The sequence below is a fragment of the Pseudomonas sp. CM25 genome (genome assembly GCF_013179705.1).
Lineage (GTDB): Bacteria > Pseudomonadota > Gammaproteobacteria > Pseudomonadales > Pseudomonadaceae > Aquipseudomonas.
Window position 1 is genome coordinate 1 of the sequence record NZ_JABMCW010000138.1, and the last position, 13,697, is coordinate 13,697.

The following is a 13,697-nucleotide window of genomic DNA, read 5'->3' on the forward strand; positions in this document are numbered from 1 at the left end:
GAGGAAGCCTTCGAACAACCGGCGGTTGGCCTCGGGCTGTTCATCCAGCAGTAGCTGGTAGCGCTCGACACACAGGTTCTGCCAGTCGAGCACCTCGGCGTGCTCCAGCACCAGCAGCACGAACACACGCTGAATCGGCAGCAGCTGATAGTCCCAGCCCTTCTGCAGGCCCTGCATGGCCACCACCTGGGCACGCCGGTCGCCCTCGAAGGCGCGCGGCGTGTCGCGGTAGATCATGCGCGGCAGCTGGTCCAGCAGGATCAGCAGGCCAAGCCAGCCCTGCGGGCTCTGTTGCCACTCGTCGAGGCCGCCCGCCAGGGCGTGCTCGACCAGCTCGCCAAACACTGCCTGGGCTTCGGCATCATGATGCTTGCCGAACCACAGCGTGCTCTTCTCGTCAGCCACAGCCTGGGCACTGGTGCCCCAACCGAACCACCACTCCAGCAACGGCTGCCAAGGTGCGAGCATGGTTTACTCCTTGTGATACGCAGTGACGCGCTCGACCTCTTCCTTCGAGCCGAGAATCACCGACACACGCTGGTGCAGGCTTTCTGGCTTGATGTCGAGGATGCGATCGTAACCGTTGGTGGAAGCGCCGCCGGCCTGCTCGATGATGAACGACATCGGGTTGGCTTCGTACATAAGGCGCAGTTTGCCCGGCTTGCTCGGCTCGCGGGCGTCACGTGGGTACATGAACAGGCCGCCACGGGTGAGGATGCGGTGCACATCGGCCACCATCGAAGCGATCCAGCGCATGTTGTAGTTCTTTTTCAGCGGGCCGGTCTCGCCAGCCAGCAGTTCGCCCACGTAGCGTTGTACCGGGGCTTCCCAGTGACGCTGGTTGGACATGTTGATGGCGAACTCGGCGGTGGTTGCCGGTACCTGGATGTTCTCGTGGGTCAGGACGAAGCTGCCCAGTTCGCGGTCCAGGGTGAAGCCCTTGACGCCGTTGCCCAGGGTCAGGATCAGCATGGTCTGCGGGCCGTAGATGGCGTAACCGGCGGCGACCTGCTCGGTGCCTGGCTGCAGGAAGGCTTCTTCGTTGAGGCTTTCGTTCTGGCTCAGGTACTGGTTAGGGCAACGCAGGACAGAGAAGATGGTGCCGACCGAGACGTTGACGTCGATGTTCGACGAACCGTCCAGCGGGTCGAATACCAGCAGGTAGGCGCCTTTCGGGTACTTGCCCGGGATCTGGTAGGCGTTGTCCATTTCTTCGGAGGCCATGCCGGCCAGGTGGCCGCCCCACTCGTTGGCTTCCAGCAGGATATCGTTGGAGATCACGTCCAGTTTCTTCTGGACTTCGCCCTGCACGTTTTCAGTGCCCATGCTGCCCAGCACACCGCCGAGGGCGCCTTTGGACACGTGATGGCTGATTTCCTTGCACGCACGCGCCACCACTTCGATCAGGAAGCGCAGATCGGCAGGGGTATTGTTGCTGCGGGTCTGCTCAATCAGATAGCGACTCAGGGTAACGCGGGACATGTATGGCTCCGAACGGATTGGGGGATGAAAAACCCCCGCAGTTTACAGGGAGAGTTGCAGGCTAGCGAGTGATGAGACTCGCCACGGCTCTCTGACGGCACAATAGGTCGGTAGTTCAGCGTGCGCCAGGCCGGTGGTCTGATTGCTCCCGGCCTGTGCAACCCCTGTAGGAGCGGCCTTGTGTCGCGAAAGGGCCGCACAGGGGCCCCCGGGCTTCAGCCGCTCTGCAACCATTGCCGGGGCCGCTGTGCGGCCCGTTCGCGACACAAGGCCGCTCCTACAAGGAACGCGCAACCTGCAGCATCAGTCCAGTGCTTTCCAGATCTCGCTGGCATACTCGCGAATGGTCCGGTCCGACGAGAACCAGCCCATCCGCGCGGTGTTCAACACCGCCATGCGCCACCACTCCTGCGGTGTGTGCCACAGCTCCTCGACCCGCCGTTGGGCGTCCCAGTAGGCATCGAAGTCGGCACATACCAGGAAGCGATCGTAAGCCACCAGCCCGTCGATCAACCCGGTATAGCGCGACGGGTCGTCTGGCGAGAACACGCCGCTACGAATTGCCTGCAGCACGTCACCCAGCCGGCTGGACGCCGCAATGGCTGCGCTCGCACCGAAATCCCCGGCGCGTCGGCGCGCTTCGACCTGCTGCGCAGTGAGCCCGAAGATAAACATGTTATCGGCGCCGACATGCTCGCACATCTCCACGTTGGCGCCATCCAGGGTACCGATGGTCAGCGCGCCGTTGAGGCCGAACTTCATGTTGCTGGTACCGGAGGCTTCATAACCGGCGGTGGAAATCTGCTCGGAGAGGTCTGCCGCCGGGATGATGCTTTCGGCCAGGCTGACGTTGTAGTTGGGCAGGAACACCACTTTCAGCAGACCACGCACGGTCGGGTCATTGTTCACTACACGGGCGATGTCGTTGGTCAGCTTGATGATCAACTTGGCCTGGTGATAACTGGCGGCGGCCTTGCCGGCGAAGATTTTCACCCGAGGCACCCAGTTGGTGCCCGGATCGTTGCGCATGGCCTGGTACAGCGCCACGGTGTGCAGCAGGTTGAGCAGCTGGCGCTTGTACTCGTGAATGCGCTTGACCTGCACGTCGAACAACGCCTCGGGGTTGACCGTGACGCCGATGCGGTCCTGGATGATGCCGGCCAGGGCTCGCTTGCTGTGCAGCCGCTGGGCGGCGAACTGCTTGCGGAACCCGGCCTTGTCGGCAAATGGCACCAGGCTGGCCAGGCGACCCTCTGGGTCGTCCTTCAGCTCTGGCCCCAGTGCCTCGACCAGCATCTCGGTCAGCTGTGGATTGGACTGGTACAACCAGCGGCGGAAAGTGATGCCGTTGGTCTTGTTGTTGATACGCTGCGGGTAGAGCTTGTGCAACTCGGAGAACACCGTGCTCTTCATCAACTGGCTGTGCAGCGCCGACACACCGTTGACACTGTGCGAGCCGAGGAATGCCAGGTTGCCCATGCGTACCCGACGGCCATTGTCTTCCTCGATCAGCGACACTGCCCGAAGTACATCGAAGTCGTGCAGGCCTTTGGCTCGCAGGCTGTCGATATGGTAGGCGTTGATCAGGTAGATGATCTGCATGTGCCGCGGCAGCATGCGCTCCATCAGTGCCACCGGCCAGGTTTCCAGGGCTTCAGGCAACAGCGTGTGGTTGGTGTAGGCCAAGGTTCCGACGGTCAGCTCCCAGGCTTTGTCCCACGGGATTTCATGCTGGTCGACCAGCAGGCGCATCAACTCGGCCACGGCGATCGACGGGTGCGTGTCGTTGAGCTGGATGGCTGCCGCATCGGGCAGGTTGAGCAGGCTGTCATGCATGTTCAGGTGCCGGCGCAGCAAGTCTTGCAGCGATGCCGAGACAAAAAAGTACTCCTGGCGCAGGCGCAACTCCTGCCCGGCTTCGGTGCTGTCTGCCGGGTACAGCACCCGCGAAATGCTTTCTGCCCGCGCCACTTCGGCCACGGCGCCCAAGTGGTCACCGGCATTGAAGCGCTCCAGGTGCAACTCCTCCAGCGCCCGCGCCCGCCACAGGCGCAGGGTGTTGACGCTGGACCCGCGCCAGCCGACCACTGGAGTGTCATAGGCCACCGCCCGCACCGTCTCGCCCGGCGACCACACCTGACGCTGCTGCCCGTGGGCGTCGGTGAGCGTTTCGACGCTGCCGCCGAAGCTGATCGGGTAGATCACTTCGGCACGCTCGAACTCCCAGGGGTTGCCGAAGTCCAGCCAGTTCTCGGTCTGTTCCTGTTGCCAGCCATCGACAACCGCCTGGCGGAACAGGCCGTGTTCGTAGCGAATACCGTAACCGTGGGCAGCGATGCCCAGGGTCGACATACTCTCCATGAAGCACGCTGCCAAACGACCGAGGCCGCCGTTGCCCAGCGCCGCGTCGGGTTCAAGCAGACGGATGCGCTCAAGGTCCACGTCCAGGCCTTCCAGCGCATCGCGAGCGATGTCCAGCAGGCCCAGGTTGCTCAGGCTGTCATACAGCAGCCGGCCGATGAGAAATTCCAGAGAAAGGTAGTAGACCCGCTTCTGGCTGCGCCGATAGGCCCGGCGGGTGTGGTCCATCCAGTGCTCGACCATGTGATCGCGCGCCGCCAGGGCAATGGCTTCGAACCAGTCATGGTCGAAAGCGTGCTCCGGGTCCTTGCCGACCGCGTAGGTCAGCTTGTTCAGTACAGCAGCACGAAAGTCCGCGACTTCTGCGTCACGTGCTTTAGGTTCCTGGGACATGCGGCATCCTCGGGCAAGTTGACGAAAGCGGAGGGAGATTGTTCAGCCTAGTCGCTTCGACAGGGAGCGTAGGCCTGGGTTCGTGGTTTTCATGCGCCTTTGCGCATTCGGTCAAAAGGTTGTTCATAAATTGAACAATTCCGGTATGATCGCGCGCCCCAAGACAGCCCTCTATTAAAATGAAAACGACCCTGATTGCCGCCGCCGAAGTCGACCGCCTTGAGACTTGGCAGCGCTATGCCAGCCACATGTGTGGCGGCTGCCATTCAACCTGCTGCACCCTGCCGGTGGAGGTGAAGATCAAGGATCTGATCCGCATTGGTGTGGTCGACGAGTTCGAGAAAGACGAGCCGCCGAAGAATGTGGCAAAACGCCTGCAGAAGGAAGGCATCATCGAACGCTTCAACCAGAAGTCGGGCATCTTCACCCTGACCCGGATGAGCAACGATGACTGCATGTACCTGGATCGTAAAAGCCGGCTGTGCACCATTTATGACAAGCGCCCGGATACCTGCCGCAACCATCCCAAGGTCGGGCCGCGGCCGGGGTATTGTGCCTACAAGCCAAAGGTGGTTGGGCGCTGATCGTCAGCCTGATCTGGCCGCTTCGCCGGTGAACCCGAACAGCCCCCTGGAGTGTTCAGAGCCTATGCAATACCTGTGGGAGCGGGTTCACCCGCGAAGAGGCCAGCACCGACAGCACAAATCCTGCTGGTATACAAAAATGCCCCCGGCCAATCGACCGGGGGCGTCGTGTTTCTGCTTGAAACAATCCTGAGCTCAACCAGCCTGAAAAAGCTTGCCCCGATGACGTACAGCTACGATCAAAGCTGCGACAGCGAGCCCGAATGACATCAGACCTATTAATGCCACCTTGAACATTATCGATTGATTGTTCCAAGCGACGACTTGCTGATGAAATCGATCATCGAAAAGGACACGGCCATCCAAGGTGACCAGTTCACGCACTTGGCTACCGTCGTCCAGGCGCTCCACCGTCAAGAATACCTTCTTGTTTATCCGCAGCCCTGACTCCTTGTACAACGCCGGATACGTGTAGGTCCGTTTACCATACCGTACTCCATCCAGCGTGTATGCAACTGCAAAATACATGATCGAACGATTATGCTCCCAAGTATCCGGGTAGCCCGATACACGCCCTTCAACAAACGTCAATCTGGAGAAATCAGGAGCTTTGTATACTTTTAAGTCACTGCAATACAGCGCTGCAAATGGCAGCACCGTAAACATCATAATTAAAAGTAATTGAATCTGCTTCAACGGAGTGGAGGCTCTGTATATCTTGACAAACTCGGACGTTGAATACACAAACCCCTCCTTATGCCTCGCCGAAACAATGCAGCACTGCTGCGCTTCAGTGATACCTGTCAACACCCCAATTACTACCGCCAGGCTCGATAATTTGTATAGGGCCAATATCAATATTCCACTCTGGGAACTCTATAGGGCCGACGCCAATACCCCAACCGGAGACAGGCAGCGGAATGACCTGACTCCCTCCACTGTCGCCCTCTATGTATCCACCACCACTTCCCGAGTCTACTCCATACATGTAAATTGAATTACTGCCAAGCGAAACGTCATGAGTGTCAGGATTCCACTGACTCACCGCAATGCCACCTGAGTAGCTCGCAATTATTTGATCAAGAGAAGCAAGTGTCAAGTCCGGTGCAACCCAGTAGTCTGGAAACACTGCTTTTGTATCTGCAACAAAATATTTTTCCAAAACAGGGATAATTGCAGAATGATACAATTTCTTCGCCACATCAGAGTTAAAAACCCCCCACGCATTAGCACCCACACCTACAGCTGTAAATACCAGCGCAGTTGGGCCGGCACCCGCCAGTAAGGTAATCCCTCCGACAATCCCAGCAATATTTCCAATCAGACTTAAGACATCACCCTCTTCAAATTTCTGGTTCGTCTGGTACTCCGCTGTAATCTTTAGAAGCACTGTAGTTGCCGCCAGCGTATTCGTCTTTATGTTCAGAAAAGGTGTAAATCCCGCCGTCAGCTTTACAATTTGCGTGACGCCTGCCACCGCCGCACCTGTTTGGGCACTCTGATTGACCAACGCATAACCAGACTTGTCGCTATTGTACTGATCCAATATGGAGGTCGAACCCGCCCCCACCGCGACGGGTGCTTCGACATAGCCCAGGATTATTTCGACTGTTCTAGCCATCTGCTATCACTCCTTTATCATCGTCTTGAAGGCGATACTCATACGCAGACGGTTACAGCTTGCTGCGGGCGCCCGTGCGGCGTGCGGTACCTCGCCATTGAAGACGACGACCCTTCTTGGCTTGGGCTGTACCGACATAATGATGGTCTCCTTACCAGCGTCGTAGAACATTAACTCGCCTCCCCAGCAAGTGGCCCAATGTTCACTACAGAACAGCATGACAGTTCGTCCCGGCGCCTCTGCGGTATTATCCCGATGTATAGGTCCATCCTGACTGGCGGTTTGTCCGTTCGCGTAGACACCCAGCAATACTGCTGATGGCATATGAACGGCTTTGATTCGCGCCCATATATCCGCCAAGAAACCCCAGTCCGAGCGCTCACGCAGTTCCTGCTCGCAATCTTCCATCTTGTCTCTGCGAGAGCCTGCTATGAAACTGTGCCAGCAAGGGCGCTCAAGCGGCGAATAAGGATAAGGCCAGCCATATCGCCACACCGAATCAGTAAGGAGCTGCAAAATTTGCGTATGCTCGTCATCGGTAAAACCGTCATCAATAATGCAAATATCTTTACCGACAATCACTTCAGACATATTCAGCCTCCCACTATCATACAAATTAGAGAGACAGGAGACTAAAGAACAATCAAACACCCGAGCACATGGAAACACGCACTCACGGGGTAGTATTTTCCGGAAATCTGATACACCTGAAATGGAACTTTAGGTGATCGTAATACCAAAAAAAACGCCCCCGGCCATTCGACCGGGGGCGTTTTCATTCAGCCAGAACTAACTTAGCTGTTCTTGGCTTTCTTGGCAGCGCGGGTACGCTCGCTTTCGTCCAGGATCTTCTTGCGAAGACGGATGGACTTCGGCGTTACTTCGCACAGCTCGTCTTCCTGGATGTATTCCAGAGCCTGTTCCAGGGTGAAGCGAACAGGCGGAACCAGGGCGATGACTTCGTCTTTGCCCGAAGCACGCATGTTGTCGAGCTTCTTACCCTTGGTAGGGTTGACGCCCAGGTCGTTGTCACGGCTGTTCTGGCCGATGATCTGACCGTTGTAGATTTCCTGACCGTGCTCGACGAACAGCTTGCCACGCGCCTGCAGGGTTTCCAGCGAGTAGGTCAGCGCCTTGCCGGTTTCGACCGAAACCAGTACGCCGTTCTGACGGCCGGACATGTGGCCGGACTTGACGGTGTCGTAGCGATCGAAGATCGAAGTCAGGATGCCTGCACCGTTGGTCAGGGTCAGGAACTGGTTACGGAAACCGATCAGACCACGCGCCGGGATGTTGTATTCCAGGCGTACACGGCCCTTGCCATCCGGGACCATGTTGGTCAGGTCGCCTTTACGCAGACCCATCTCTTCCATGACCTTGCCCTGGGCTTCTTCAGGGATGTCGATGGTGACGTTTTCGAACGGTTCCTGCTTCACGCCGTCCACTTCGCGGATGATCACTTCAGGACGGCCCAGGGCCAGCTCGAAGCCTTCGCGACGCATGGTTTCGATCAGAACCGACAGGTGCAGCTCACCACGGCCCGAAACCTTGAACTTGTCTGGGGAGTCGGTTTCTTCAACGCGCAGGGCAACGTTGTACAGCAGCTCCTTGTCCAGACGGTCCTTGATGTTACGGCTGGTGACGAACTTGCCTTCCTTGCCGCAGAACGGCGAGTCGTTGACCTGGAAGGTCATCGAAACGGTAGGCTCGTCAACGGTCAGCGGCTTCATCGCCTCAACGGCAGTCGGGTCGCACAGGGTGTCGGAGATGAACAGCTCGTCGAAACCGCTGATGCAGACGATGTCGCCAGCCTGGGCTTCTTCGACGTCGACGCGGTGCAGACCGTGGTGACCCATCAGCTTGAGGATACGGCCGTTACGCTTCTTGCCGTCGGCGTCGATGGCAACAACCGGGGTGTTCGGCTTGATGCGACCACGGGCAATACGGCCAACGCCGATAACACCCAGGAAGCTGTTGTAGTCCAGTGCCGAGATCTGCATCTGGAACGGGCCGTCACGGTCAACAGCTGGCGCTGGAACGTGGTCGATGACAGCCTGGTACAGGGCAGTCATGTCTTCGCCCATTTCGGCGTGGTCCAGACCGGCAATGCCGTTCAGGGCCGAGGCGTAGACCACTTTGAAGTCCAGCTGCTCGTCGGTGGCGCCGAGGTTGTCGAACAGGTCGAAGATCTGGTCCAGAACCCAGTCAGGACGCGCGCCCGGGCGGTCAACCTTGTTGATTACCACGATCGGCTTCAGGCCGGCTTCGAAGGCCTTCTTGGTCACGAAGCGGGTTTGCGGCATCGGGCCGTCCTGGGCGTCGACCAGCAGCAGCACGGAGTCGACCATCGACATTACACGCTCAACCTCGCCACCGAAGTCGGCGTGGCCGGGGGTGTCGACGATGTTGATGTGGTAGCCGTTCCAGTTAATGGCGGTGTTCTTCGCCAGAATGGTAATACCGCGCTCTTTTTCCTGGTCGTTGGAGTCCATGACGCGCTCGTCGTTGAGCTCGTTACGCTCCAGGGTGCCGGACTGACGCAGGAGTTTGTCGACCAGGGTGGTTTTACCATGGTCAACGTGGGCGATGATGGCGATGTTACGCAGATTTTCGATCACAAGTGTATCTCGATCAGAGGATTCGGTTGCCGCCTAGTCTAGGCGACCAATATGTAAGGTATAAGGCTCAGCGGGCCCGGCGGTCGGGAGGGCGATGGCGGATGCTGCCGCCATACAGCCCTGGCATCTTATGTCGGACGATAAACACGCACATTGGCATGTCCCTCACTGAGCAGGTGGTGTGCGTGCAAACGGCTCATCACACCCTTGTCGCAATACAGCAAGTACTGGCGCGTAGGGTCCAGGTGCTTGAACTTGCTGTTGATCGCATAGAACGGCATGGCCTGGATTTCGACACCTTCCAGCACCAGAGGCTCGTCTTCCTGGGCATCGGGGTGACGAATATCGATGACGATCTGGCCTGGCAACGCCTCGGCCACTTCCTCGATTTCGATGTCCTTGCCCAGTTCATCGATCACGTGGTCGATGGAAATGAACTTGGCGCGTTCCAGGGCGCGCTCCAGCACGGCCATGTCGAACTGCTTTTCTTCGTGCTCCATACGGTGACGCTTGGCATGGGTGGTCGGATTCACCGAGATCACGCCGCAGTATTCCGGCATGTGCTTGGCGAAGTCGGCGGTGCCGATTTCGGTCGCCTGGTCGATGATGTCCTGCTTGTGGCTGGCCAGCAGCGGGCGTAGCACCAGCTTGTCGGTGGCCGAGTCGATGATCGACAGGTTCGGCAGCGTCTGGCTGGACACCTGGGAAATCGCCTCGCCGGTGACCAGCGCCTCGATCTGCAGGCGGTCGGCCATGTGGGCAGCGCCGCGCAGCATCATGCGCTTGAGGGTCACGCCCATGTAGCTGTTATCGACCTTGTTGAGAATCTCGCCGACCACTTCTTCGAACGGCACGCTGATGAACAGCACGCGCTGGCTGCTGCCGTACTTCTTCCACAGATAGTGGGCCACTTCCATCACGCCCAGCTCGTGGGCACGGCCGCCGAGGTTGAAGAAGCAGAAGTGGGTCATCAGGCCGCGGCGCATCATCTGGTAGGCCGCCACGGTAGAGTCGAAACCACCGGACATCAGCACCAGGGTCTGCTCCAGGGCGCCCAGCGGATAGCCGCCAATGCCGTTGTGCTGATTGTGAATCACGTACAGGCGCTGGTTGCGAATTTCGATGCGCACCAGCACTTCCGGGTTCTTCAGCTCGATGCCGGCGGCGCCGCACTGCTGGCGCAACTGGCTGCCGACGTAACGGTCGACGTCCATCGAAGTGAAGTCATGGTGGCCGCCGCGCTTGCAACGTACGGCAAAGTGCTTGCCGGCCAGCAGGTGGCCGAAGTGCTGCTTGCACTTGGCGACGATGTCGTCGAAGTCACCCAGCGGGTACTCTTCTACCTGCAGGAAGTGGGTGATACCCGGGGTGCAGGTGAGGCGTTCGATGATCTCGCGCTGAACCTTTTCGTCTTCGACGCGGGTGACCACCTCGAGATTGTCCCAGACACCATCGACCGCGAGCTCGGGATCCAGATCCTTGAGCACGTTGCGGATGTTCTTGGCGAGCTGGCGGATGAAGCGCTTGCGCACCGGCCGGCTCTTGATGGTGATTTCTGGGAAGACTTTGACGATAAGTTTCATTGGTTAACAGTGCGCGCAGGGCCTGCCGAAAATGAGGGGCGCGAATTATATCGGAAATTGCTCAGGATTTGACCAACTTTTGTACAGAAGGTCGGATTTATATTACCTGCACCGGCCTCATCGCCGGCAAGCCAGCTCCTACAGGCCCTCCACAGGTATCAAGAGCTGGCGCCCTACCTGTGGGAGCTGGCTTGCCGGCGATGAGGCCCTCAAAAAAACACATCAAACAACCAATGCACAATATTGGTGCGCAGCCTGCAGAATTCGCATCTTTAGGGTGCATTTTTCAGGCTCACCCAACCTTCAAATGCCCGCAAACGCCTCCTTTTATCCCTACCTCGCCATTTTCGGGCACTGGCATGCAATTTGCTCCCTTGTGAGGCAGGTAAGCTTGGCCGACTATCCGCGCCTGGCAACACCCTTTTTCCAGGGCAGCGGCCCACCGCGCTCTAGACCCTCCGGAGGACAACATGTCGAAGTCGGTTCAACTCATCAAAGATCATGACGTCAAGTGGATTGATCTGCGTTTCACGGACACCAAAGGCATTCAGCACCACGTGACCATGCCGTCGCGTGACGCCCTGGACGAAGACTTCTTCGAAGTCGGCAAGATGTTCGACGGCTCCTCCATCGCTGGCTGGAAAGGCATCGAAGCCTCCGACATGATCCTGATGCCGGTCGACGACACTGCCGTGCTGGACCCGTTCACCGAAGAGCCGACCCTGATCATCACCTGTGACATCGTCGACCCATCGAGCATGCAGGGCTACGACCGCGACCCACGTGCGATCGCCAAGCGTGCCGAAGAGTACCTGAAGAGCACCGGTATCGGTGACACCGTGTTCGCAGGCCCTGAGCCTGAGTTCTTCATCTTCGACGAAGTGAAGTTCCATTCCGACATCTCCGGCTCGATGTTCAAGATCTTCTCCGAGCAAGGCTCGTGGATGACCGGTGCTGACGTGGAAGGCGGCAACAAAGGCCACCGTCCAGGCGTGAAAGGCGGCTACTTCCCGGTTCCGCCGTTCGACCACGACCACGAAATCCGTACTGCCATGTGCAACGCACTGGAAGAAATGGGCCAGATCGTCGAAGTTCACCACCACGAAGTGGCGACTGCCGGCCAGAACGAAATCGGCGTCAAATTCAACACCCTGGTGAAGAAGGCTGACGAAGTACAGGCCCTGAAGTACGTCGTGCACAACGTTGCCGACGCCTACGGCCGTACCGCCACCTTCATGCCGAAGCCACTGTACGGCGACAACGGCTCGGGCATGCACGTGCACATGTCGATCTGGAAAGAAGGCAAGAACACCTTCTCGGGTGAAGGCTATGCCGGCCTGTCCGACACCGCCCTGTACTTCATCGGCGGCATCATCAAGCACGGCAAAGCCCTGAACGGCTTTACCAACCCGTCGACCAACTCCTACAAGCGTCTGGTCCCAGGCTTCGAAGCCCCGGTAATGCTGGCCTACTCGGCTCGCAACCGTTCCGCCTCGATCCGTATTCCTTACGTCGGCAGCCCGAAAGCCCGCCGTATCGAAGCACGTTTCCCGGACCCATCGGCCAACCCGTACCTGGCCTTCGCGGCCCTGCTGATGGCTGGCCTGGACGGCATCCAGAACAAGATCCACCCAGGCGATGCTGCCGACAAGAACCTGTACGACCTGCCACCGGAAGAGGCCAAGGACATTCCGCAAGTATGCGGCAGCCTGAAAGAAGCCCTGGAAGAGCTGGACAAAGGCCGTGCGTTCCTGACCAAAGGCGGCGTGTTCTCCGACGACTTCATCGATGCCTTCATCGAGCTGAAGAGCGAAGAAGAGATCAAGGTCCGTACCTTCGTGCACCCGCTGGAATACGAGCTGTACTACAGCTGCTGATCTGATCGGCGCCTGGCGCCGATGACATGATCCAGACGGCCTCCCTCGGGAGGCCGTTTTCGTTTCTGCTCCCACAAAAACCTGTACCAGCCACGCTATGCTCTATCTTGGTGCACATTTTTGCTCCGTGCTCCCATTTGCTCGCCAAACTGGTTCAGAAGAAACGTTTCATCCAGAGTTTTTGATCCGATATCGCGCAGATCCAGGCCTTTCTCGTTAAATCCCGCTTCTTTTCGGAGCTTTGGTTTGTTTCTTGCATTTTCTTGTACAAGAATTCGCACCAGCGGATCCAACCTGCGCCCGGCCCTTGCCAAAGGAGTGCCAGGCAAGCGCCAAAAGAGGTCACCGACGCCATATGACCATCAGCGATGCACAGCACCGTCTGCTTCTGGACAACCTGACCACCGCCACGCTGCTGCTCAATGCGGATCTGCGCCTGGAGTACATGAACCCGGCCGCAGAAATGCTGCTGGCCGTTAGCGGCCAACGCAGCCATGGCCAGTTCATCAGCGAACTGTTCACTGAATCGACCGAAGCGCTCAGCTCGCTGCGCCAGGCGGTGGAGCAGGCGCACCCCTTCACCAAGCGCGAAGCGCAACTGACATCGCTGACCGGGCAGACCATTACCGTCGATTACGCCGTCACGCCCATCCTGCACCAGGGCCAGACCCTGCTGCTGCTGGAGGTGCACCCACGTGACCGGTTGCTGCGCATCACCAAGGAAGAGGCCCAGCTGAGCAAGCAGGAAACCACCAAGATGCTGGTGCGCGGCCTGGCCCATGAGATCAAGAACCCGCTCGGCGGCATTCGCGGCGCCGCACAGTTATTGGCGCGCGAGCTGCCCGAAGACGGCCTGCGCGACTACACCAATGTGATCATCGAAGAGGCCGACCGCCTGCGCAACCTGGTCGACCGCATGCTCGGCTCGAACAAGCTGCCATCGCTGGCAATGACCAATATTCATGAGGTGCTGGAACGGGTCTGCAGCCTGGTCGAGGCCGAAAGCCAGGGCTGCATCACTTTGGTGCGCGATTATGACCCGAGCCTGCCCGATGTACTGATCGACAGTGAGCAGATGATCCAGGCCGTACTCAACATCGTGCGCAACGCCATGCAGGCCATCAGCTCGCAGAATGAGCTGCGCCTGGGCCGCATCACTCTGCGCAGCCGCGCCCTGC

At 58.6% G+C, this 13,697-nt stretch carries 11 protein-coding genes; 3 read left to right on the top strand and 8 right to left on the bottom strand.

The annotated features are described in order from the left end of the window. The 3 genes from HP546_RS15660 to HP546_RS15670 form a co-directional block, all read right to left on the bottom strand. The coding region (locus HP546_RS15660; protein WP_172227174.1) for a DUF924 family protein at positions 1 to 468 on the bottom strand (468 nt) is incomplete at its 3' end. 3 nt (positions 469 to 471) lie between these two features. Beyond that, complete coding sequence (locus HP546_RS15665) at positions 472 to 1,482, bottom strand: class 1 fructose-bisphosphatase (protein WP_012274595.1); 1,011 nt, start codon at positions 1,480 to 1,482, stop codon at positions 472 to 474. 303 nt (positions 1,483 to 1,785) lie between these two features. Then, a complete protein-coding gene (locus HP546_RS15670) occupies positions 1,786 to 4,236 on the bottom strand; it encodes a glycogen/starch/alpha-glucan phosphorylase (protein ID WP_172227176.1) in 2,451 nt (816 codons plus the stop codon). A gap of 179 nt (positions 4,237 to 4,415) precedes the next feature. Between HP546_RS15670 and HP546_RS15675 the strand changes: the two genes are divergently transcribed. Then, entirely contained in the window at positions 4,416 to 4,820 is a 405-nt protein-coding gene (locus HP546_RS15675; RefSeq protein ID WP_016712459.1) for a YkgJ family cysteine cluster protein, read from the top strand. Between the two features lie 195 nt (positions 4,821 to 5,015). Here HP546_RS15675 and HP546_RS15680 read toward each other — a convergent pair whose 3' ends face one another. From HP546_RS15680 to thiI, 5 genes are all read right to left on the bottom strand, one after another. After that, positions 5,016 to 5,516, bottom strand: coding sequence for a hypothetical protein (locus tag HP546_RS15680; RefSeq protein ID WP_172227178.1), 501 nt, complete (start codon positions 5,514 to 5,516; stop codon positions 5,016 to 5,018). A 94-nt stretch (positions 5,517 to 5,610) separates the two neighbouring features. Continuing rightward, positions 5,611 to 6,441, bottom strand: a complete 831-nt coding sequence (locus HP546_RS15685) for a hypothetical protein (RefSeq protein ID WP_172227180.1) — start codon at positions 6,439 to 6,441, stop codon at positions 5,611 to 5,613. A gap of 6 nt (positions 6,442 to 6,447) precedes the next feature. After that, positions 6,448 to 7,032 (bottom strand): 2OG-Fe(II) oxygenase, encoded by a 585-nt coding sequence (locus tag HP546_RS15690; protein ID WP_172227182.1) that lies wholly within the window; start codon positions 7,030 to 7,032, stop codon positions 6,448 to 6,450. Between the two features lie 203 nt (positions 7,033 to 7,235). Continuing rightward, on the bottom strand, positions 7,236 to 9,059 hold the full coding sequence (gene typA / locus HP546_RS15695) for a translational GTPase TypA (RefSeq protein WP_172227184.1): 1,824 nt from the start codon (positions 9,057 to 9,059) through the stop codon (positions 7,236 to 7,238). 128 nt (positions 9,060 to 9,187) lie between these two features. After that, complete coding sequence (thiI, locus tag HP546_RS15700; RefSeq protein ID WP_172227186.1) at positions 9,188 to 10,642, bottom strand: tRNA uracil 4-sulfurtransferase ThiI; 1,455 nt, start codon at positions 10,640 to 10,642, stop codon at positions 9,188 to 9,190. A 470-nt stretch (positions 10,643 to 11,112) separates the two neighbouring features. On the opposite strand from thiI, the gene glnA reads away from it, so the two are divergent. Beyond that, the gene (glnA, locus tag HP546_RS15705; RefSeq protein WP_172227188.1) at positions 11,113 to 12,519 is read left to right on the top strand and encodes a type I glutamate--ammonia ligase; all 1,407 of its coding nucleotides are present in this window, start codon (positions 11,113 to 11,115) and stop codon (positions 12,517 to 12,519) included. A 355-nt stretch (positions 12,520 to 12,874) separates the two neighbouring features. Further along, a partial coding sequence (gene glnL / locus HP546_RS15710) for a nitrogen regulation protein NR(II) (protein WP_172227190.1) occupies positions 12,875 to 13,697 on the top strand: 823 nt, incomplete at its 3' end.

Coding starts and splice junctions, on each gene's coding strand:
- HP546_RS15675 (WP_016712459.1), top strand. CDS start 4,416: ATGAAAACGACCCTGATTGCCGCCGCCGAAGTCGACCGCCTTGAGACT.
- HP546_RS15670 (WP_172227176.1), bottom strand. CDS start 4,236: ATGTCCCAGGAACCTAAAGCACGTGACGCAGAAGTCGCGGACTTTCGT.
- HP546_RS15685 (WP_172227180.1), bottom strand. CDS start 6,441: ATGGCTAGAACAGTCGAAATAATCCTGGGCTATGTCGAAGCACCCGTC.
- HP546_RS15690 (WP_172227182.1), bottom strand. CDS start 7,032: ATGTCTGAAGTGATTGTCGGTAAAGATATTTGCATTATTGATGACGGT.
- HP546_RS15665 (WP_012274595.1), bottom strand. CDS start 1,482: ATGTCCCGCGTTACCCTGAGTCGCTATCTGATTGAGCAGACCCGCAGC.
- glnA (WP_172227188.1), top strand. CDS start 11,113: ATGTCGAAGTCGGTTCAACTCATCAAAGATCATGACGTCAAGTGGATT.
- thiI (WP_172227186.1), bottom strand. CDS start 10,642: ATGAAACTTATCGTCAAAGTCTTCCCAGAAATCACCATCAAGAGCCGG.